The organism is Bradyrhizobium sp. 6(2017), from assembly GCF_011058295.2.
Classification (GTDB): Bacteria; Pseudomonadota; Alphaproteobacteria; order Rhizobiales; family Xanthobacteraceae; genus Bradyrhizobium; species Bradyrhizobium septentrionale.
Genome location: NZ_CP049289.2, coordinates 1,778,012 through 1,797,815 on the forward strand (window position 1 = coordinate 1,778,012; position 19,804 = coordinate 1,797,815).

The 19,804-nt window shown below is 63.4% G+C and carries 21 protein-coding genes and 1 riboswitch; of the genes, 11 read left to right on the forward strand and 10 right to left on the reverse strand.

Going from position 1 to position 19,804, the window contains the following annotated elements:
• The first annotated feature begins 27 nt into the window (after window positions 1-27).
• Entirely contained in the window at window positions 28-651 is a 624-nt protein-coding gene (locus tag G6P99_RS08375; RefSeq protein WP_029081941.1) for an outer membrane protein, read from the forward strand.
• Between the two features lie 272 nt (window positions 652-923).
• Here the strand turns inward: G6P99_RS08375 and G6P99_RS08380 are convergent, their stop codons facing one another.
• The 4 genes from G6P99_RS08380 to G6P99_RS08395 all read right to left on the reverse strand — a co-directional run bounded on the left by G6P99_RS08380 (window position 924) and on the right by G6P99_RS08395 (window position 3,813).
• Window positions 924-1,136: a cold-shock protein gene (locus tag G6P99_RS08380; RefSeq protein ID WP_016844477.1), complete on the reverse strand. Its 213-nt coding sequence runs from the start codon at window positions 1,134-1,136 to the stop codon at window positions 924-926.
• A gap of 260 nt (window positions 1,137-1,396) precedes the next feature.
• Entirely contained in the window at window positions 1,397-2,257 is an 861-nt protein-coding gene (locus G6P99_RS08385) for a 23S rRNA (adenine(2030)-N(6))-methyltransferase RlmJ (protein WP_029081942.1), read from the reverse strand.
• Window positions 2,258-2,517: 260 nt separating this feature from the next.
• Window positions 2,518-3,204, reverse strand: a complete 687-nt coding sequence (locus G6P99_RS08390) for a ribonuclease T2 family protein (RefSeq protein ID WP_051346421.1) — start codon at window positions 3,202-3,204, stop codon at window positions 2,518-2,520.
• 114 nt (window positions 3,205-3,318) lie between these two features.
• Window positions 3,319-3,813, reverse strand: a complete 495-nt coding sequence (locus tag G6P99_RS08395; protein ID WP_029081944.1) for a hypothetical protein — start codon at window positions 3,811-3,813, stop codon at window positions 3,319-3,321.
• Window positions 3,814-3,977: 164 nt separating this feature from the next.
• Here G6P99_RS08395 and G6P99_RS08400 point away from each other — a divergent pair, with 164 nt between their 5' ends.
• Together G6P99_RS08400 and G6P99_RS08405 are read left to right on the forward strand one after the other, a co-directional pair.
• Entirely contained in the window at window positions 3,978-4,277 is a 300-nt protein-coding gene (locus G6P99_RS08400; RefSeq protein WP_029081945.1) for a hypothetical protein, read from the forward strand.
• Between the two features lie 44 nt (window positions 4,278-4,321).
• Window positions 4,322-4,852: a DUF3617 domain-containing protein gene (locus tag G6P99_RS08405; RefSeq protein WP_029081946.1), complete on the forward strand. Its 531-nt coding sequence runs from the start codon at window positions 4,322-4,324 to the stop codon at window positions 4,850-4,852.
• Here G6P99_RS08405 and G6P99_RS08410 read toward each other — a convergent pair.
• The gene (locus G6P99_RS08410; RefSeq protein ID WP_156928675.1) at window positions 4,806-5,312 is read right to left on the reverse strand and encodes a hypothetical protein; all 507 of its coding nucleotides are present in this window, start codon (window positions 5,310-5,312) and stop codon (window positions 4,806-4,808) included. The genes G6P99_RS08405 and G6P99_RS08410 overlap by 47 nt on opposite strands.
• Before the next feature lie 489 nt (window positions 5,313-5,801).
• Here G6P99_RS08410 and G6P99_RS08415 point away from each other — a divergent pair, with 489 nt between their 5' ends.
• The gene (locus G6P99_RS08415) at window positions 5,802-7,781 is read left to right on the forward strand and encodes a TonB-dependent siderophore receptor (RefSeq protein WP_246709472.1); all 1,980 of its coding nucleotides are present in this window, start codon (window positions 5,802-5,804) and stop codon (window positions 7,779-7,781) included.
• Window positions 7,782-7,819: 38 nt separating this feature from the next.
• On the opposite strand, the gene G6P99_RS08420 is transcribed toward G6P99_RS08415, so the two are convergent.
• The 3 genes from G6P99_RS08420 to G6P99_RS08430 are packed head-to-tail and all read right to left on the reverse strand — an operon-like array spanning window position 7,820 to window position 10,488.
• Entirely contained in the window at window positions 7,820-9,205 is a 1,386-nt protein-coding gene (locus tag G6P99_RS08420; RefSeq protein ID WP_029081948.1) for an ATP-binding protein, read from the reverse strand.
• Window positions 9,206-9,214: 9 nt separating this feature from the next.
• Window positions 9,215-9,919 (reverse strand): response regulator, encoded by a 705-nt coding sequence (locus G6P99_RS08425; protein ID WP_371261187.1) that lies wholly within the window; start codon window positions 9,917-9,919, stop codon window positions 9,215-9,217.
• A gap of 20 nt (window positions 9,920-9,939) precedes the next feature.
• Window positions 9,940-10,488 carry a MarR family winged helix-turn-helix transcriptional regulator gene (locus G6P99_RS08430; RefSeq protein ID WP_035977134.1) on the reverse strand — a complete coding sequence of 183 codons (549 nt, stop codon included), beginning with the start codon at window positions 10,486-10,488 and terminating at the stop codon, window positions 9,940-9,942.
• Between the two features lie 331 nt (window positions 10,489-10,819).
• Between G6P99_RS08430 and G6P99_RS08435 the strand changes: the two genes are divergently transcribed.
• The 4 genes from G6P99_RS08435 to G6P99_RS08450 all read left to right on the forward strand — a co-directional run bounded on the left by G6P99_RS08435 (window position 10,820) and on the right by G6P99_RS08450 (window position 14,552).
• Complete coding sequence (locus tag G6P99_RS08435) at window positions 10,820-11,899, forward strand: branched-chain amino acid aminotransferase (RefSeq protein ID WP_165127760.1); 1,080 nt, start codon at window positions 10,820-10,822, stop codon at window positions 11,897-11,899.
• A 145-nt stretch (window positions 11,900-12,044) separates the two neighbouring features.
• Window positions 12,045-13,649 (forward strand): histidine--tRNA ligase, encoded by a 1,605-nt coding sequence (gene hisS, locus G6P99_RS08440; RefSeq protein ID WP_371261185.1) that lies wholly within the window; start codon window positions 12,045-12,047, stop codon window positions 13,647-13,649.
• A gap of 113 nt (window positions 13,650-13,762) precedes the next feature.
• Window positions 13,763-13,966: a tautomerase family protein gene (locus G6P99_RS08445; RefSeq protein ID WP_018269806.1), complete on the forward strand. Its 204-nt coding sequence runs from the start codon at window positions 13,763-13,765 to the stop codon at window positions 13,964-13,966.
• A gap of 175 nt (window positions 13,967-14,141) precedes the next feature.
• Window positions 14,142-14,552, forward strand: a complete 411-nt coding sequence (locus G6P99_RS08450; RefSeq protein ID WP_029081953.1) for a thioesterase family protein — start codon at window positions 14,142-14,144, stop codon at window positions 14,550-14,552.
• A 134-nt stretch (window positions 14,553-14,686) separates the two neighbouring features.
• Here G6P99_RS08450 and proC read toward each other — a convergent pair whose 3' ends face one another.
• Complete coding sequence (gene proC / locus G6P99_RS08455) at window positions 14,687-15,451, reverse strand: pyrroline-5-carboxylate reductase (protein WP_245284722.1); 765 nt, start codon at window positions 15,449-15,451, stop codon at window positions 14,687-14,689.
• Window positions 15,452-15,706: 255 nt separating this feature from the next.
• A complete protein-coding gene (locus G6P99_RS08460; RefSeq protein ID WP_029081955.1) occupies window positions 15,707-16,207 on the reverse strand; it encodes a YbjN domain-containing protein in 501 nt (166 codons plus the stop codon).
• A 444-nt stretch (window positions 16,208-16,651) separates the two neighbouring features.
• Window positions 16,652-16,805, forward strand: a riboswitch (FMN riboswitch).
• A 78-nt stretch (window positions 16,806-16,883) separates the two neighbouring features.
• Between G6P99_RS08460 and G6P99_RS08465 the strand changes: the two genes are divergently transcribed.
• From G6P99_RS08465 to G6P99_RS08475, 3 genes are all read left to right on the forward strand, one after another.
• Window positions 16,884-17,465 carry a 6,7-dimethyl-8-ribityllumazine synthase gene (locus G6P99_RS08465; RefSeq protein ID WP_029081956.1) on the forward strand — a complete coding sequence of 194 codons (582 nt, stop codon included), beginning with the start codon at window positions 16,884-16,886 and terminating at the stop codon, window positions 17,463-17,465.
• 97 nt (window positions 17,466-17,562) lie between these two features.
• Window positions 17,563-18,759, forward strand: coding sequence for an MHYT domain-containing protein (locus tag G6P99_RS08470; RefSeq protein WP_029081957.1), 1,197 nt, complete (start codon window positions 17,563-17,565; stop codon window positions 18,757-18,759).
• Window positions 18,760-18,934: 175 nt separating this feature from the next.
• Window positions 18,935-19,798 carry an FAD binding domain-containing protein gene (locus tag G6P99_RS08475; RefSeq protein ID WP_029081958.1) on the forward strand — a complete coding sequence of 288 codons (864 nt, stop codon included), beginning with the start codon at window positions 18,935-18,937 and terminating at the stop codon, window positions 19,796-19,798.
• Window positions 19,799-19,804: the final 6 nt, after the last annotated feature.

Below are 19,804 nucleotides of genomic sequence, written 5' to 3' on the forward strand. Positions count from 1 at the left end.
TGCGGCAGTTGCGTGGTGGAGAGTATAATGACCCGGTTGGTTGCGCGTGCGCTGGCACTGATCGTCGCAGGCTGGACGACCTCGGCGGCGTCGGCCGACCTCAACTACGGATCGCCCTATACCGTCCATCAGCCGCTCAACGCCTATAGCTGGGCCGGCCCTTACCTCGGCGGCAACATCGGCTATGGCTGGGGTTCGGTCGAGAACAACCCGACCAAGCCGTCCGGCTTCGCCGGCGGCGTGCAGGCCGGCTACAATTTCCAGAACGGCACCCCCTGGGTGTTCGGTATCGAAGCCGATATCCAGGGCTCCGCAGCGGACGATCGGTTCGCGCCCTGGAAGTTCTCCAATCCGTGGTTCGGCACGGTGCGCGGCCGCGCCGGCTATGCGGTCAACAACGTGCTGTTCTACGCAACCGGCGGTCTCGCCTTCGGCGAGCTGCGCGGCGAAACCTTCGGCATTTCGGAGACGCATACCAATGCGGGCTTCACCGTCGGCGCCGGCGCCGAAATGGGCTTTGCCCCGAACTGGAGCGCCAAGATCGAGTATCTCTACATCGATCTCGCCAGCAGCAACTTCACGATTACCGGCGGCGCGTCGAACGGCTACAGCTTCAGCCTGGTTCGCGCCGGCATCAACTATCACTTCTGAGAACAAGAAAACGTCAGATATCAACTCCCGGCCGCGCCTCGCGCGGTCGGGTTTTTCTTTGTGCTGATGACGTGGACATCATGCGCAGCAGCACGCACGCCACGGCGTTCGCGAAGCCAATCGCGCCGCACGTGTCGGTTATGCGGGCACCGCCAGTCGCGTCCGCATCATGCAGGTGGTCACGCAGCGAGCGCGAGCCCCGCGCCCGGCAGTCAAATCACACGCAACGCTTCATTTGGCGTTCATCACGAGCCGCGCGCCGCGAGCGCTCCTCATGAAACCACCAGGTTGACCGCCTTCGGGCCCTTGCCCTTCTTGTCTGGTTCAACCTCGAACGTAATGCGCTGTCCTTCAGTCAGGTCCTTCAATCCTGCACGCTCGACAGCTGTGATGTGAACGAACACATCGCGGCCGCCATCGTCAGGTTTGATGAAGCCGTAGCCACGCTCTCCGTTGAAGAACTTGACTGTCCCAGTCATGGCCATCGGGAAAACTCCTCCCCCGTATTGCTCCACCGCTACGCGCACGCCGCGTAGCGGTTGACCGACATTCGCTTGTCGGAAGCTTGGCCACCTGAACAGGCCGGTGTCACGCCGCCGGTCTGCCTGGATTTATTTCGGCCTTGTCACTCCGCCGCAACCATTCGCGGAAGCGGAACGTAAAGCCAGTCGTAACAGGATGAGCATAATACGGTTCCGCGCGCGTTGCCTACGATCAATTCGAACTTTTCAGTGGGTGCTGCGGATTAAGCCTTGAGCGTCTCGAGTCTGAAGCGGCCAGCGCCGCCTTGACCGAGCGGCTTCTCGAGTTCGGGCAGGATGATCTTCAGCTCACCTGCCAACGTCCACGGCGGATTCACCATCAAAAGGCCGGTGGATACGAGGCCGCCGTCGGTTTCTTGCGGTGCCACACTGAATTCCAAACGCAAGCATTTGCCGGCAGGCTGGCTTGTTGCTGCCGCTGCGGCAACGCTGTGCGCGAGCTCGTCGGTGGCCCTCCGGGATTTTACGGGGTACCACAAAAGATACGCGCCGGTCGGCCATTTCGCGAACGCTTCAGTGAAAGCACGGGCCAGTCGTTCGAACTCATCCTTTGCCTCGAACGGTGGATCGATCAGCACCAGACCGCGCCGCTCGTTCGGCGGCACGAATGCGGGCAGCGCCGTCCAACCATCGAGATCGACGACGCGCGCCTGCGCATCACGCCGCAACGCATCGATCAGTTGCTTGCGCGCCGTCGGTTCGATCTCGCAGGCGGTGAGGCGGTCTTGGGGCCGCAGCAGCGCACGCGCGATCAACGGCGAACCGGGATAGGATTTCAGTTCACCTCTCGAATTGAATGCCCTGACGATGTCGAGATACGGCGCGATCAGCGGCAGCGCCTTGTCGGAGAGTCGCGCCTGCATCAGCCGCGCGATGCCGGTGAGCCATTCGCCGCTGCGCTGCGCTTCGCTCGATGTCAGGTCATAGAGTCCGGCGCCGGCATGGGTGTCGATGACGCGGAACGGCGCCTGCTTTTCCTGCAGATAGGTCAGCATGCGTACCAGCACGATGTGCTTGATGACATCGGCAAAGCTGCCGGCGTGAAAGGCGTGACGGTAGTTCATGGGATAGCAATTACCACGTCATTGCGGGGGGAGCGACTTTGTCCGCCGAAGTCCGGAAAGCGAAGACGGAAGCAATCCGTCTCACCATGAGAAAGTCATGGATTGCTCCTCGCAATGGCGCGAAGCAATGGGCTGGAGCATTTTCGGTTCTGACTGAAATCAGAACCGGAGCTCCAGCTTCCTGTTTTGACGGGTTGTCTTCACGCGAAGCGGTGCCCATCCCGGATCAAGTCTGGGACAGGTTTTCGCTCAAAAACGCTCTAGCCGCCGCGAACCGGCGGCATCAGCACCTGATCACGGCGACAGGCACGGCGGTCGGTTTCCTCGCAGGAACGGAATTGCAGGTCCTTGCTCAGGCAGATCCGCACCTCGCTGAGCCGCCTGCTGTCGCAGGTCACCGCGATCGCCGAGCTGCTGAGTCCCGGATTGACCTTGATGAACGCCGCCTCCAGCTCGTCGGGCGCGATCGTCTTCGGCTCCGACAATTGCAGGAATTCCTCGGGGATCTTCACCGCAGCGCGGGCCTTGCGGATGGCTTCGAAATAGGCCCGCTCGCCGAGGCCGGAGCAGGTGCCGTGCTTGTCCCACTCGTTGTAGATCAGCCCGGGCGCCGGCATCAGGTCGAGCATCGAGGTCATGATGTTGCGGGCGAGCCGCGGCGAGGGCCGCTGGCAGTATTCCGGAAAGCCCCGCTCATATTGCGGCCATAGGCCGTGGACCACGAAGGAATACGGCCGTCCGCTGCACTGGGCCTGCGCGCCACGGCCATTGTTGCCGCGCTCGCTCGCCGCCTCGCAGAACGAAGGCGACCACGACAGCGACAATACGTAGAAATCGAACTCGCCCGGCGCATTCTGGCGGCGATCCTGGGCCGATGCCCCCACCGCACCGCATAGAACAAAGGCAATCGAAATCAGAAATCGGGAAATTGTGACCAACCGCGGCATCAAACGCTCCCCTCACTCGACCGCCCGGAGCCTAACAGGCCACCGGAACATTTCAAGAACAAAAGCCGCCGTCTGAATGGCGGCGGCTTCTGCTGTCAGCAATCTGGTCGGAGATTAGGGCCGGGCGGCCTTGCAGGACGGGTTGTAGGCCCAGTTGCGGTCGAGCCCGGTCACGCACCATTCGACGCCTGGGCTGAGGCTGAGTGAGTCGCTGACACCGGCAAAACCGCCGTCCTCGATGATCGAATAGTGTACGCCGCGCACCTTGCCGTCGCTCAACATCACGTCGCCCGAGCAATAGCGACGCGGAATATTGTCGGCCTGCCAGGGGCGGAAGGCGGTTTCGTGGATCCGGTTGAAGCCGGTGATCACGAGCGGCGAATTCCAGAAAGTGGCTTCCTTTTCCTGGAATTGCTCGCTGATGACCCTCAGCGCCCTCTCGCAGGGCGCCACATTGCCGTCATAGCGCGGGCCGGACAGCCAGAAATTCAGCTCGAACGGATTGGCGGCCTCGGCCGTACCCCCGAACGCCAGCAGGCCGACCACGAGTGCGGCGCCGAGGCCAAGCTTTTGGCCGAGTTTAGTGCGAGAGTTGAACAGGTTGCGCATGGGAATCCACCCGATGATCCGATGCGCGGACGGTGCCGCGAAGCCCCGGCAAGGTCAAGTGCAGCGCGGCAACACCTGCGGAGAAGTCCACTTCTAGCGACCGGCTCGTTCTTTTCACGGTGGCCGGCGCACTCTATGTTGCTTCAAGCGAAATGGAGTCTGCGATGCGAAGGAAATTGGCCGCGTGCCTGGTTGCCGTTTGCGGGATGCTGGCCGTCGTACCGGCGCGAGCCGATTGGATGCAGCCGGTGCCGCCGTTCAAGGGCAATGATACCGGCGGTATTATCGCCTATACGCTGGCGGTCCAGAGCGACGCCCGGCAGCTCGCTGTCGATCACTGCGCCTCCTACGGCAAGGTGGTGAAGTTCCTTGCGGTGCAGCGCTATCCGGGCGGCTATCTCTCCTTTGCGTGCCGCTGGGTGCCCTACGGCGCGGCTCAGAGGCCGGTGCGCACGCTCTACTGAGCGCGCCGCTCCATTCTCCGATCGTTCAGCCGGGAGCTCACCGCATGACCCGACAGCTTGCCTTGCTTGGTTCGGCTGTTTGCCTTGTCTTGTCCGCCGGCGCCGCAAGTGCCGTCGACCTGCCGACCCGCAAGGCCGGGCTGTGGGAGATGAAAATGCTGCGTACCGGCGGGCCGATGCCGGAAATCACCATGCAGCACTGCACCGACGAGACCACCGACAAGGAAATGAGCGCGGCGGCATCGCCGATGGCCAAGGAAGTCTGCTCCAAGCAGGATATCCAGAAGACCGCGACCGGCTATGTCAGCGATTCCGTCTGCAGCGTCGCCGGCATGACGGTGCAGAGCCACGCCGAGATCGTCGGCGACTTCAATTCCGCCTACATGGTCAAGAGCACCTCGCATTCCGAGGGCGGCGCGGCCGGCACCCGCGACACCACGATGACCATCGAGGCGAAATGGCTTGGCGCCTGCAAGGCCGACCAGAAGCCCGGTGACATCGTCATGCCCGGCGGCATGAAGATGAACGTCAAGGACATGGAAAAGCTGAAGGGCCTGCTGCCCAAGCAGAAGTAGGGCGCAGCGCACTGACGTCGCGCGCCTGAATGTATCGCCTCTCATCTCGAGAGGCTGTGACGCTTTGCACCACCTCCATTGCGAGAAGCTCGCGACAAAATTGCAAAGCAATTTTGCGCTGAAGCGACGACTTGTCCGCCGAAGCTCGGCGAAGGCGGACGCAATCCAATTCGCAGCTTGCTTGTCGAGGAGCGATGGCTGCTTCGCGCAGCCTAACATCGAGCGCACGTTCGCTCGCCCCGTTAGATGCGATGACATGGATAGCGCGCATCACTTGCGAGGTGTTGGCTTTGATCGCGCACAATGCCAAGGGGTTGCAGGACGAAATCAGCATCATTGAACGATCGCTGCGTGCCTCGCGATCGAGCAATCTGAGAGAGCGAAGACGCGCATCGCATTCTTCGCGCTGCAAGTGTGCTGCGACAGCATGTCGTTTTTGAATCGCTCCAGTGTTGCGCATCTTGAATCGTTCCAGTGTTTCGCATCGTGTGCGCTTCAATGGATTCTATTTTGCGCGTGTGGAATTTCGCTCAACCCGCCGATAAAAGTCCGCCCCAATCGATGCCCGCTGAGTTGCGAACGCGCGGCTCGGTCAAGATTTCCTGGGCAGTGTGGGGATTGTTTGGTGGGAATGGCTTCGTCGCGGAGCATGCGCGGCTTGCTCGGATCAACGGCTGCGATCAATGCGGCGTTTCTCGGTTCGGTGTTGCTCGTGCCAGCGGGGGCAAACGTCGCCAACGCTCAGGCGCAAACCAGTGCTCCGCCGAACAATGTAAGCGTGCTCCCTCCGGTGACGGTGAATCAACCTGATGTGGCAACGAAGCGCGGCGCCGTTGCTTCAAGTCAGCGCACCAGGACTTCGCGAACGACTGCTGTAAACCAGCGCCGCAATGCGGCGCCCGTTCAGAGCCAGGCTCCGCGGGCGCAAGGCGCCGGAGGCGCGATCGGCGTGACGACCGGATACGTGGCAACCAACAGCACCGCCGGCACCAAGACCAACACGCCGCTGCTCGAGACGCCGCAATCGCTTTCGGTCGTGACGCAGAAGGAGCTCAGGGATCGCAACGTTCAGACACTCAAGGACGCCGTCAACTACACGCCCGGCGTCACGACCACGGCATTCGGCTATGATCCGCGGTTCGATAGTTTCTACATCCGTGGCTTCGATGCGACCTATACGGGGATCTATCGGGACGGCCTGCGCCAGGGTGGCGGCAACTTCGCCATTCCCAAGATCGAACCCTACGGTCTCGACAGCTTATCAATCCTCCGTGGTCCCGCTTCGGGTCTCTACGGCCTTGGCTCTCCGGGCGGCATCGTGGATGTCACCACGAAGCGGCCGACGTTGACGCCGTTCGGCGAGGTGCAGCTGCAGGCCGGCAATTATGACCGTCACCAGGGCAGTTTCGATATCGGTGGCCCGGTGCCCGGCAGCGATCAACTGTACTACCGGCTGACGGGTTTGCTCCGTGATGCGAAGACCTGGTATCCCGGCAATGACGACGATCGCGCCTACATCGCGCCCGCTTTGACCTGGCGGCCGGACACCGATACGTCCTTCACCATCCTGAGCGAATATCAAACCAGCCGCACCGCCGCGAGCATCGGCAACTTCCGCACGGCTGACGGTCAATTGACCAACATCTACTCGAATGATCCGGCCTTCAGCGCCATGGACCAGAAGCAGTATCGGATCGGTTACGCGTTCGAGCACAATGTCGACGACGTGTGGACGGTGCGGCAGAACTTCCGCTTCTATCAGGTCGACGTGGACGCGAAATACACCCAGATCGATTCGATCGACAGCAGCACCAATCTGGCGTCGCGCTCCGCCTGGCGCATATTGGACAGCTTCAATACTGTGACGCTCGACAATCAGGCCGAAGCCAAGTTCATGCTCGGCGCGATCAGGAACACGGCCCTGTTCGGCGTTGACTACGGGCATTCCTACTACAACGACAAGATCGGATATGGCGCAGCTCCCGATCTCAATCTCCTGACCATGAACTACGGCGCCCAGGCCATCGCGGCGCCGGCATTCTCGATCTTCAACAAGCAGTCGACCGACGAGGTCGGTGTCTATGGCCAGGAGCAGGCCAGGCTCGGCGGCTTCGTCCTGACGCTCAACGGTCGCCAGAGCCGGGTATCGCAGACGACGACCGCGGGTCTCGACGGCTTGCCGTCAACGCAAAAGGCGACCGCCTTTACCGGCCGCGCGGGCCTCAGCTACGTCTTCGACAATGGCCTTGCGCCCTATGTCAGCTACGCGACTTCATTCAGCCCGCAGGTCGGCGTCGACGCATCGGGATCGCCGTTCAAGCCGACCACCGGCGAGCAAACGGAAGCCGGCATCAAGTACCAGATGCCGCATGTTCCGGTGCTGTTGACCGCCGCGGTGTTCGACATCACGCAGGACAATGTGCTGCGCACCGATCCCAACAACATGGCGTTCCAGACGGCAACCGGTCAGGTCGAATCGAAGGGCGTGGAGCTCGAGGCGAAGCTCGCGCTCAAGCAGGGATTCGATCTCACCGCCGCCTACACCCATCTCAACGTGGTGATCACGCAGGGCAATCCCGATACGACCGGCAATGAGCTCTCCGGCATACCGCGGAATTCCTTCGCCGCGTTTGGCAAATACACGTTCCAGTCCGGCGTCCACGTCGAAGGGCTCGGGCTCGGCTTGGGTGTCCGTTACATCGGGACGAACTTCGGCAACGACCAGAACACGTTCCAGAATGCGGCGACAACATTGTTCGATGCCGTGATCGATTACGAGCTCGGCAAGCTGGACCGGCGATTGCTCGGAGCCACGATGCGGCTGAACGCCACCAACCTGTTCGACAAGCACTATCAGACCTGCCAGTCCGGCTATTGTTATGCCGGCGAACGGCGTCAGGTCATCGGCACCTTGTCCTATCGCTGGTAGCGGCCATTCCTGAGCTTCGAGCCGAAGGCAGAGCTTTGCTACACCGGCACCCGTACCGCCGCCCGCAAGCCACCCATCGGGCTCTCGCTGAGCATGATGTCGCCGCCATGCGAGCGGGCGATGTCGCGGGCGATCGCAAGTCCGAGCCCGCTGCCACCTTCGTCCTGGTTGCGCGCATCGTCGAGCCGCAGGAACGGCTTGAACACTTCCTCGCGCATCGCGGCGGGGATGCCGGGCCCGTCGTCGTCGATCGTGACGTTGAGATAGCGATGGTCGCGATGACCGGTGATCGAGATGGTGTTGGCGTGGCGCGCCGCGTTGGAAACGAGGTTGGCGAGGCAGCGCTTGAATGAGGCCGGCTTCACCGTCACGACCGGCAGGCCGCGGAATGCCACCGTCGCGGTGTGGCCGTGGCGCTCGGCGTCGCTGCGCAATTCCTCCAGCGCCATCGCCATGTCGGTCGGCTGCGCCACCTCGCCGGAATCGCCGCGCGCGAAGGCGAGATAATCCTCCAGCATCATCGACATTTCGTCGACGTCCTTGCGCATCGCGTCGATCTCGGGACCTTCGCCGATCAGGGCGAGCTCGAGCTTGAAGCGGGTCAGGATGGTGCGCAGATCATGCGAGACGCCGGCGAGCATGGCGGTGCGCTGCTCGATCGAGCGCTCGACGCGTGCCTTCATCTCGATGAACGCCTGTGCCGCGCGCCGCACCTCGCGCGCGCCGCGCGGCCGGAAGTTCGGCACCTCGCGGCCCTTGCCGAAACTTTCGGCGGCGTCGGCAAGCCGCAGGATCGGTTTGATCTGGTTGCGCAGGAACAGCACGGCGACGATCAACAGAATCGTCGAGGTGCCGAGCATCCAGAAGATGAAGATCTCCGAATTAGAGGCGTAGGCCGCGCTGCGCTGGGCGAAGATACGCATCACCGAATCGTCGAGCTGCACGCGGATCTCGACCAGGTTGGATTTGCCGACAGTGTCGATCCAGAACGGACGGCTGATCTGGCGGCCGAGCTGCACCGAGAGCGTCTGGTCGAGCAGCGAGAAGAACGGCTTCGGTCCCGGCGGCGGCATGTCGCCGGTGGGGAGGAAGTCGACCACCAGCTGCAGCTTTTGGGCGATGCGGCGCAGCTGCGCGCGATCCTTGTCCTGCGGATAGGTCTTGTAGACGTCGATCAGTGCGGCAATGTCAGATACCACCGCGGCCGACAGCCGCCGCGTCACCGTGTTCCAGTGCCGCTCCATGAACACGAACGCGACCACGGTCTGCAGGATCACCATCGGCACGATCATGATCAGCAGCGCGCGGGCGTAGAGGCCGGTCGGCATCCAGCTCTTGAACGCATTGCCCATCCAGCCGTTCGCCTTCGAGACGCGCTGCGAGGCGTTCTTGATCAGGGTCAGGCCGGTGTCGAGCGTGCTCATGGCTGCATCTTACGGCGAGGCCACCAGGCGATAGCCGATGCCGCGCACCGCCTGCAGGAACAGCGGATTGGCGGGATCGTGCTCGATCTTGCGGCGCAGCCGGTTGATCTGCACGTCGACCGCGCGCTCATTGACGGTGCCGCCAGAGGTCAATTCGGCGCGCGGCACGGTCTCGCCGGGCGCGCTCGCAAGGATGCGCAGCATCTCGCGCTCGCGATCGGTGAGATGGATGATCTCCTCGCCCTGGCGCAGCTCGCTGCGCTCGATGTGGAAGATGTAGGGGCCGAACGCGATCTGCTCGACGGTTACGACCTGCGGCGGCGCGGTGCGCTTGAGGATGTTGCCGATGCGCAGCACGAGCTCGCGCGGCTCGAACGGCTTGGCGACATAATCGTCGGCGCCGATCTGCAGGCCCTCGATGCGGGCTTCCGCCTCGTGGCGGGCGGTCAGCATGATGATCGGCACCGTCGACGAGCTGCGGATGAAGCGGGCGAGGTCGAAGCCGTTTTCGCCCGGCATCATCACGTCGAGGATCAGCAGGTCGAAATGCAGCCCGAGCAGCTTGGCGCGGGCGTCGGTGGCGCTCATCGCCGTGGTGACACGATAGCCCTCGCCGGACAGAAAGCGCGACAACAGGTCGCGAATACGCCGGTCGTCGTCGACCAATAGCAGATGCGGTGCGTCGTCGGCCGGCTCGGCCGGTGTCCGCAGCATGGTTGCAGCCTGCACCAGGTTCACTCCCTCGTTTTCTTGCCGACGCCGAAGATCGCTTCGAGCACCTTGTCGGGATCATCGCGGTCGATCATCGCGCGGAGGAACTGGCGAACTGTCTCCACACCGGCCGGATCGATCCCGGCGATTGCGCGGTTGATGCGGTCGGTCTGCAGCCCCGCGAGCTTGCCGACCAGCGCCTCGCCCTTCGGCGTGGCGTAGAGCAGGCGCTGCCGGCGGTCATTGTTGCCGGTCTTCTGCACGATGTAGCCCTCGTCCAGGAGCTGCTTGAGCACGCGCCCGAGCGACTGCTTGGTGATGCGCAGGACGTCGAGCAGGTCGGCGACCTTCAGGCCGGGATATCGGGTGACAAAGTGGATGACGCGGTGGTGGGCACGGCCGAACCCGAACGCCTCCAGCTCCTGGTCGGCGTCGCCGACAAAGTCGCGGTAGGCGAAGAACAAGAGCTCGATGATGTCCCAGCGCAGATCGCGCCCGCCCGCCGCAGATGCGTGGTCATCTCCCTGCGAATCGGGCTTGGCAGCCATGCCTGAGAAATTTATGTCAGTCATATTGACGTATCTTGGGTTCAATGTTACAAAACTGCCTGTTACGACGAAACATTAGGTCGTTTTGTCTTCGACAGCGTTTGAGACGGCCTGAAAGAGCCTGTGAGGCGGTTTGGGCCGCAAATTGGACTACCGTGCGATTGTCGAGCGGCATTTCGGCAAACATACTGGACTTCAGCATTCCGCAAAAGCATGTCTAAACGGCATGTTGGCGCAGGCAACCGGCCGCAGGGCCGGTGGTGGTGAAGTTCGGGCCAAGCCGAGCCGGGAGGCTCCGGGGGAAACAGGCCGGCGCCAGACATTGCGTCGGTTCCGACAGCGGAAAGCAAGAAAAATGACTTTGAACTTCGACATCCAGCCTTCGCCGAATGCGACGCCCGACAAGGAGCGCGCGGCGAGGCTCGTGGACCCGGGCTTCGGCCGGGTCTTTACTGATCACATGGCGATCGTCCGCTACAGCCAGGGCAAGGGCTGGCATAGCGCGCGCATCGAGGCACGCGCGAATTTCCCGCTCGATCCGGCCGGTGCGGTGCTGCACTACGCCCAGGAGATTTTCGAAGGTCTCAAGGCCTACAAGCGCGACGATGGCGGCGTGAACCTGTTCCGTCCGGACGCCAATGCCCGGCGCTTCCATAATTCGGCCGAGCGCATGGCGATGGCGCCGCTGCCCGAGGACGTGTTCATGGACGCGGTTGAGCAGCTGGTGCGGATCGATCGTGCCTGGATCCCGGGCGGCGAGGGCAGTCTCTATTTGCGGCCTTTCATGATCGCGAGCGAGGTCTTCCTCGGTGTGAAGCCGTCGGCGGAATACATCTTCTCGGTGATTGCGTCGCCGGTTGGCTCCTACTTCAAGGGCGGTCCGGCGCCGGTGTCGATCTGGGTGTCGGAAAATTACACGCGTGCCGCGATCGGCGGCACCGGCGCAGTCAAGTGCGGCGGCAATTACGCCGCAAGCCTGCGCGCCCAGGCTGAGGCGATCGATCGTGGTTGCGACCAGGTCGTGTTCCTCGATGCGGTCGAGCGCCGCTATATCGAGGAGCTCGGCGGCATGAACGTCTTTTTTGCGTTCGACGACGGCTCGCTGCTGACCCCGCCGCTCGGCACGATCCTGCCCGGCATCACCCGCGACTCGATCATCGCGCTTGCCAAGGATGCCGGCACCCGCGTGCGCGAGGAGCCCTATACGATCCAACAGTGGCGCACCGATGCCGCGAGCGGCAAGCTGAAGGAAGCGTTCGCCTGCGGCACCGCGGCCGTCATCTCGCCGATCGGCAAGGTCTGCTCGGCGAGCGGCGACTTCCAGATCAGCGGCGGCGCGGCCGGCCCGGTCGCGATGGGCCTGCGCAAGAAGCTGGTCGACATCCAGTACGGTCGCACCAACGACCCGCATAACTGGATCAGAAACGTCGCCTGACCAGCGACGAACTTCGCCGTGTCTCGGCCGTCCTATCTTCGCGCACCGTCATTCCGGGATGGTCCGCAGGACCAGACCTCAGGTGCGCAATTGCGTACCGGGGGAATCTCGAGATTCCGGGTTCGCGTCTTCGACGCGCCCCGGAATGACAATCTGGGAATGGAGGCCCCGGTTGCCGCCTTGCGCGCCGGCTGGTAAACGGCCGCTCATGGCCGAAAAACCCAAAAAACCCCAGAAACTGAAGGCGCGCCTGCCGCGCGGGCTGGAAGATCGTGGCCCCGCCGCGATCAATGCCACGCGGCAGATGGTCGAGAAGATCCGCGCCGTCTACGAGCTCTACGGCTTCGAGCCGGTGGAGACGCCGGCGATGGAATATACCGACGCGCTCGGCAAGTTCCTGCCCGACCAGGACCGTCCCAACGAGGGCGTGTTCTCGTTCCAGGACGATGACGAGCAGTGGATCTCGCTGCGCTACGACCTGACCGCGCCGCTCGCGCGCTATGTCGCGGAAAACTTCGACGCGCTGCCGAAGCCCTACCGCTCTTATCGTTTCGGCTACGTGTTCCGCAACGAGAAGCCGGGTCCCGGCCGTTTCCGCCAGTTCATGCAGTTCGATGCCGATACGGTCGGTTCGGCGACACCGGCGGCCGACGCCGAGATTTGCATGATGGCGGCCGACACGATGGAAGCGCTCGGCATTCCGCGCGGCTCCTATATCGTGAAGGTAAACAACCGCAAGGTGCTCGACGGAGTTCTAGACCGCATCGGTCTTAGCGGACAGGAGAATGCGTCTCGCAGGCTGACGGTACTCCGAGCCATCGATAAGCTTGATAAGTTTAAGCCAGAAGAAGTTCGCCTTCTGCTCGGCGAGGGGCGTAAGGACGAGAGCGGGGATTTTACTAAGGGAGCCCAGCTCAACGAGGCTCAGATTGAGACCGTCTTTCAGGCCTTAAAGTTCAGAGTCGAGACTAGCGAAAGTTCTGACGGAATTCAGAGACAATCTCTCGTGATCGATGCGCCAAGCATCTTCCTCGAAGGCCAGGAGGGAACAGACCTGCTTCATCAGGGAAGGTCTGAACTGGTTGAGATAGCGAAGCTTGCGGCGGCGGCGGGCTATGGTGAAGATCGCATCCGCATCGATCCCTCCGTCGTCCGCGGCCTCGAATATTACACCGGCCCGGTCTACGAGGTTGAGCTGCTGCTCGATACCAAGGACGAGAAGGGCCGTCCCGTGCGGTTCGGCTCGGTCGGCGGCGGCGGCCGCTACGATGGCCTGGTCTCGCGCTTCCGCGGCGAGCCGGTGCCGGCAACCGGCTTCTCGATCGGCGTGTCGCGCCTGCAGGCGGCGCTCACGATGCTCGGCCAGCTCGACACGCAGGCCGGGTTCGGCCCCGTCGTCGTCACCGTGTTCGACCGCGACCGTGTCGCCGACTACCAGAAGATGGTCGCCGAGCTGCGGCAGGCCGGCATCCGCGCCGAGCTCTATCTCGGCAATCCGAAGAACATGGGCAACCAGCTCAAATATGCCGACCGCCGCAACTCGCCTTGCGTGATCATCCAGGGCTCCGACGAGAAGGCGCGCGGCGAGCTGCAGATCAAGGATCTGATCGAGGGCGCCAAGGCCGCAGCGGCGATCGCCTCGAACCAGGAATGGCGCGAGACACGTCCCGCGCAGTTCTCCTGCGCAGAGGCCGATCTGGTCGCCAAGGTCCGCGAGGTCCTGGCGCGGCATGACGTGACCTGGGGATAGCTGGATTGTCATGCGCGGGCTTGACCCGCGCATCCATCTTCAAAAAGATGGCGCGTCCGGCCAAGCCCGGTCAGCTGCAGTTGCGCGTCAACAATAACAAGGGAGTTCTTCCAATGCCTGAGATCACCGTGAGCATGGCCGCCGGCCGCACCGACGAGCAGAAGCTCGGCATGATGCGCGACATCACCCAGGCGCTGGTGAAGAATCTCGGCGTCGATGCCGACGCGGTCGTGATCCAGATCAATGAAGCGCCGCTGCATCACAAGATGAAGGGCGGCAAGTCCTTCGTCGAGCGCGCTGCCGCGGCGAAGAAATAGCCCCTGTCTCTCCACGGGTCGTCCCCGCCTTGTGCGCAATTGCGCACTGGAGCAGGGACCCATAACCACTGATGCCAGTCGTTGCGCTCGCTGAGGCCCCAGCCTTCGCAACAACCAGCTTTGGTGGTTATGGGTCCCGGCTCAAGGCCGGGACGACAGTCTTCTTGAGGCGCTAATGGACGCACGCGACTTCATCAAGGTCGGCATGAGCGCTGAGCGCACGCTCGTGGTGCCGCCGGAGCGCACGGTCGGGCATTTCGTGCCTGATATGCCGATGGTTTATGCGACCCCGATGATGATCCTCGAAATGGAGATGGCCTCGGGCGACGCCATCCGCGGCGCGCTGCAGCCCGGCTGGGTCACGGTCGGGACCGAGGTCGACATCCGCCACCTCGCGGCGGCGCTGGTCGGTGCCACGGTGCGAACCACAGCGAAGGTCATTGCGGTCGAGCGCCGCGTGATCCGTTTCGAGGTCGAGGCCTTTGAAGGCCCGCGCAAGCTCGGTGAAGGCCGCCACGCCCGCGGCCTGATCAATGTGGAGCGTTTCAACAAACGGCTCGCAGGGACCTCGGGCCAAACGCAATAGGCAGGCCCAGGCGCTGTGCGGTCCGCACGACCAACTCGTCATGCGCGGGCTTGACCCGCGCATCCATCAAGAAAGACAGCGTTGTCCACGTGAGATGGATTGCCGGGTCAAGCCCGGCAATGACGGTGGATGCTTTACTTCGCCAATTCCTTTGAGCGCCGGGTTGCTGCGGCGATGGCGCGGGTCATCAGCGGCTGCATGCCGTCGTTCGCCATCAGAACCTCGAGCGCAGCAGCCGTGGTGCCGCCGGGCGAGGTGACGTTCTGCCGCAAGGTCGCCGACGGCAGATCCGAGCGATGTAGCAGCTCGCCGGAGCCGGCGACGGTCGCCCGCGCCAGCGTGGTCGCAAGCTGCTCGGGCAGGCCGGCCGCGACGCCGGCGCGGGCCAGCTCCTCGGCGAGCAGGAACACGTAAGCCGGGCCGGAGCCGGAGACCGCGGTCACTGCGTCCATCAGGCTCTCATCGTCGACCCATTCGACGAGCCCGGTTGCCTTCAGCAGCGCATCGGTCGTGGCGCGCTGCGCGGCGGTGACGCGCTTTGACGGCACCGCGACCGTGATGCCGCGGCCGATCGCCGCCGGCGTGTTCGGCATCGCGCGCACCACCGCGCCGCCGACAACCTCTTCCAGCGCTGACATGGTCGTGCCGGCCATGATCGAGACCACCAGCGTCGACGGACCGACGAGCGCCTTCAGCGCGGCGCCAGCGTCGCGGAACGATTGCGGCTTCACCGCGACGACAAGCGTATCGACGGTGCCGAGATCCTTTGCCTGCGGATTGAGCTGCACACCCTTTGCGGCGAGCGCGGAGATCTCCGGCGAGAGATACGGATCGATCACCGCGACCTGCTTGGGCGCGAGGCCCTGTGCGAGCCAGCCGGTCAGCATCGCGCCGCCCATCTTGCCCGCGCCCGCAAGCGCGATGGTGCCGGTCGTGTTTGTCAATGCGCTGCTTGCGTTCACAGGTGTCACCGCTCGTGGTCCCGGCGGAGGCCGGGCGCCATAACCACAAGGGTTCTAGTGAAGCAGGGAGCGAGCCACAAGCACCCAGATGTCATTGCCGGGCTCGACCCGGCAATCCATCGGAACGAAAGCAGCTTTTGCCGGATGGATGCGCGGGTCTAGCCCGCGCATGACGATTGAATCCGTTGAGGCTTACGCCTCGCCCTCGGTATCGAACATCGCAGCCGCCATCGCCTCGGCGGTCGACTTGCCCGCCCACACCACGAACTGGAACGCCGGGTAGTAGCGCTCGCAGGCGTGGATTGCGTTGACCACCATGCTCTCGCATTGCGCGGTCGAGGCGGTGAGGCCGCCGGGCAGCACCAGCGCCTGGCGGTGCATGACCATGCCGGTGTGGGTCCACAGGTCGAAATGGCCGACCCATAATTGTTCGTTGATCGCGGCAACCAGTCGCTGCACTTCGGCGCGTCGCGCCTGCGGCATCTTCATGTCGAAGGCGCAGGCGAGATGCAGCGCCTCGATCTCGCCCATCCAGGTGAAGGAGAGCTGATAATCGATCCAGTCTCCCTTGGAGACGATCGTCACCTCGTCTTCGCCGGAACGCTCGAACGCCCAGTTGTTGTCGGTGGCGATATCTTCGACCACCGCAAGCGGGTTGTTCCGGGAATCGATAATGCTTTCGAGGAGGGACATGCCGTCTCGGACCTTGTTCTTATGATCGCTTGATACGCACACGGAAGCCGGCACCTGCGACATACTGCGTCGTGGCCGAGTGCAGTTCCTTGACCGGGCTTCCGGATGCTCCTGGACCTGACGCCGATGAAGTGATGTGATTTGCGGAATCCGCGCAACCGCACGCCGAGTCCGTCCACAGCCAAAGCGCGCATCGTCCACAGCTGATCTCCGCCACACTTGTGATTTTGCGAACAAATCGGAATCTTGGTGCGCGCGTAACGATTTGTTAACCATTTGCAGGCGCTTCGCCGCACGCGTGAATCAGCCTTCGAGCGCTCGCACCCTCCCTGCAAGAGCCGCATCGTGCTCATGGGGACATGCCGATTCCCCATGCCAAAGGACCTTGCCCGGCTGTCGCGGTTTGGTCATATTTCGTCTCAGGCACGTCCATCCCGGGCGTGCCGATGTTCTCAGGGCGGGGTGAAAATCCCCACCGGCGGTAAGGGTGATGAGCCCAAGCCCGCGAGCGCCTTCTTTCGCGAAGCCGGGAGAAGGGTCAGCAGATTCGGTGCAATTCCGAAGCCGACGGTTACAGTCCGGATGAAAGAGAACGGTTGCGGCGGCCAACGCGATTTTCGCGTCGGCTCGTGTCGTTGTCCGTGTGCCCTGATTCTGGTCCTGAAAGAGGAAAGCCATGAATCAGATGTTGCAAGACCAAGACGTTCAAGCTTCTCAAGTCCAAACCTCCGAAGCAGATAGCGCTTCCGATACGCCGGCAATTCCGCCGGCGCCGGAGCATCCGCACTTCGCCAAGCCGCAGCGCGTCGCCTTCGTGCAGTCGTCCTGGCATCGCGATGTGGTGGAAGAGTGCCGCATCTCCTTCCTGAAGGAGATCGAGGCGCGCCACATCACCAATGTCGACGTGTTCGAGGTGCCGGGCTCGTTCGAGATCCCGTTGCACGCGCAACTCTTGGCGAAGACCCGCCGTTACACCGCGATCGTCGCGGCCGGGCTCGTCGTCGATGGCGGCATCTATCGCCACGAATTCGTCGCCGACACCGTGATCAAGGCGCTGATGGACGTGCAGCTGCGCACCGAGGTGCCTGTGTTCTCGGCAGTGCTGACGCCGCAGCAATTCCACGAGACCGAGGTGCATTACGACTTCTTCCGCAAGCACTTCGTCATCAAGGGGATCGAGGTCGCGGAAGCCTGCGCCAACACGCTGCTCAGCCTGGAGCGTCTGCGCGGCCAGGTCGCGGCGGGGATCCCCGGCTAGCGCCTTCCAATCGTCTGATTGTCATTCCCACCGCCGCCTCTATAAAGTCGGCGGTGGGAGGAGGCCTCGCCGTGACGACGGCTTGGCCGAGACGATCATGTTCGAAGGACACGATCCCTATCTCGTCGCGCTCTCGGTGGTGATCGCGATTCTGGGAGGTTACACCGGTTTCGGCCTGGCCGCGCGCATCCGCGGCGGACCGGATTCCGCTCATCGCCTGTTGCTCGCGGGTGCAGCATTCTTTTTCGCCGTCGGCATCTGGACGATGCATTTTGTCGGCATGCTGGCCGCACCATTGCCGGTGGGCACTGTCTATCTGGTGTTGCCGACCATTATCTCCTTTCTGATCTGCGCGCTGGTGGTCGGCATATCGCTGTTCTTCGTCAGCGTCGGCGAGCCGTCGATGCTCCGCGTTGTTTCATCGGCCGTGTTGCTCGGCCTTGGCATTGCCAGCATGCACTATGTCGGCATGCACGGGCTGTCCGGCGACTTCGCGATGACGCACGCTCCGAGACTGGTTGTGCTCTCGATCGCGATCGCGATCGCCGCGGCCTATGGCGGCTTACGCGCATTCCTGGCGCGGCACGGGGGCGTCCAGTTGATGTTGAGTGCGGTGGCCTTCGGCTTTGCCGTCTCCGGGATGCACTACACGGCAATGGCCGGCATGCAGATAGCTCCATCTGGCGGCGAGGCTCATCACCACATGGATGGATTGGCGGCGTCGTCGCAGATGCTGTCGCTGGTCGTGACGTTGCTGTGCTTCGTTATTGCCGCAGGCTTCCTGCTGTCGTTGGTGCCTGATCCGCGGAAAACGGCCGTGGCAATTGCCGGCGCCGCCGGGGGAAGCTCCGATTCAGCCGAACTGGCGGGTGCCGCCACTGTTCAGGCCGATCCACCGCTTCGGCCGACCCCCTTGGGTGGAATTGGCCAGCCGCCCCGCGCCCCGCCGGCACGTCGGCTGCCTCTAGAAGGGGCGGACGGCACCCATTTCATCGATGCCGCAGACGTTCGCAGCGTGACGGCGGATGCCCACTACACCAAGGTGCATGACGGGACCCGGGAGAGGATGTGCCCCTGGTCGATCTCGGAGGCCGAGGCGCTGCTCGATCCCCGCCTGTTTCTGCGTGTGCACCGCAGCCATATCGTGGCGATACCGCATGTGACCCTGGTTCGGAAGGAGGGCGATGGCGCGGTCATTGAACTGGACGGTCCGTCGCCACATCGCGTTCCGGTGAGCCGAGCCAAGATCGCTGAGGTGAAGGCCCGACTCGGGCTCGCCCGCCGCACCGCCTGAACGCCTCCCTGGCCCGATGGGACGTAGGCGCTGACGCATTTCGTGCGCATCGGACGGCATTTCGTGCGAATTTTGCGTGCCCGTGCCGCATCTGTTGCGGGCGAATCCGCGCCCAGCCAGCCTCCCTCCAACGTCCGCCGGACCCTAAGGGCCGCAGGACGACATGGAGGAAACGATGATTCCCGGCTCGTTCAGCTATCACCGCCCGGCGACGCTGGCTGACGCGGTGAAACTGCTTTCGACACTTGGCGATGAGGTTCGTCCGCTGGCTGGTGGCCACAGCCTGGTCCCGATGATGAAGCTGCGGCTGGCTGCCCCCGAGCACCTTGTCGACCTGCATGACATCGCCGACCTGAAAGGCGTCCGTCGCGAAGGCAGCAAGGTCCTGATTGGGGCCATGACCACCCAGCACGACTTGCTTACCTCCGTCGAGATCGCCCAATCCATCCCCATTCTGCATGAGGCCGCGCTTCTGATCGCTGATCCTCAGGTGCGGTACCGTGGCACCGTGGGCGGTAATGTCGCCAATGGCGACCCGGGCAACGACATGCCGGCGCTTATGATGACGCTTGGCGCGACCTATCATCTCGAGGGGCCGCATGGCGGTCGTGAGGTTGCAGCCGCCGATTACTATCAGGGGGCCTATTTCACAGCGATCGAGCCAGGCGAGCTTCTGGCCTCGATCTCCATCCCGGTCCCCCCCGCGAGTCACGGCTACGCCTACGAGAAGCTGAAGCGGAAGGTCGGGGACTACGCCACCGCTGCCGCGGCGGTGGTGCTCACGATGTCCAGCGGCAAGGTTGCGACCTGCACGATCGGACTGACCAATCTTTCGGAAACGCCGCTACTGGCCGATGCCGCCGCCCAGGTGGTGATCGGCACCAGCCTCGACGCAGCCACGCTCAGGAAGGCTGCGGCCGCGGCGGAGGCGATCATGGCTCCAGCCGCGGATGCGCGGGGGCCCGTCGAATACCGCAAGCACGTCGGCGGCATCATGGTGATGCGAGCGCTGCAGCGCGCCGCCGCCAATGCGGCCTGAGGAGGG